Genomic DNA, 613 nt, shown 5'->3' with positions numbered 1-613 from the left:
GCACGGAGCAGCGGGGCCTGGGAGAGCTCGAACGGCTTCTGCGCTTCGAGTTGGGCCAGTCGCCGCGCTTCTGTCTCACGCGAGGCTTCGGGCACGGCCTCCAGGTCCGTCACCGGGACGGACAGCTCCACACGAGGAAGGATGTGCTGGACGGCCTCTCCATCTTCCTGGACGTGGAACGAGGTGCGCAGCGCTTCATGGCGCTGCACCAGTTCCTGAATCGCCCGCTCCAGCGCGGCGAGGTTCAGTCCCCCATGGAGCTGGATGGCCGAGGGGATGTTGTAGAACGGACTGCCCGGCTGGAGCCTGTCGAGGAACCACAGGCGCTGCTGCGCGAAGGACAGCGGCAGCGGTCCAGTGCGAGGCACCGCCACGAGCGGAGGCAGCTGGAGCGACAGGTCCCCGTGGCCTACGGCATCGACACGAGCCGCGAGCGCAGCAACGGTTGGCGCCTCGAAGAGAGCGCGAAGAGGCAGCTCGACGTCGAAGGCCTTGCGGACACGAGAGACGACCTGGGTGGCGAGGAGGGAGTGGCCACCGAGGGCGAAGAAGTCGTCGGAGACGCTGACGGAGTCGAGGTGGAGGACCTCTGCCCAGATGGCGGCGAGGCGAG

General features: G+C 68.0%; 1 protein-coding gene and 1 pseudogene. Both read right to left on the bottom strand.

Going from position 1 to position 613, the window contains the following annotated elements:
• The coding region (locus tag HUA74_RS47025) for a condensation domain-containing protein (RefSeq protein ID WP_371817415.1) at positions 1 to 368 on the bottom strand (368 nt) is incomplete at its 3' end.
• Between the two features lie 111 nt (positions 369 to 479).
• Positions 480 to 599, bottom strand: a pseudogene (locus HUA74_RS47020) (phosphopantetheine-binding protein); the annotation flags it as partial.
• Positions 600 to 613 lie beyond the last annotated feature (14 nt).

It is taken from the genome of Myxococcus sp. CA051A, assembly GCF_013336705.1.
GTDB classification, from domain to species: Bacteria; Myxococcota; Myxococcia; order Myxococcales; family Myxococcaceae; genus Myxococcus; species Myxococcus llanfairpwllgwyngyllgogerychwyrndrobwllllantysiliogogogochensis.
This window is presented reverse-complemented; position numbering and strand designations above follow the sequence as displayed.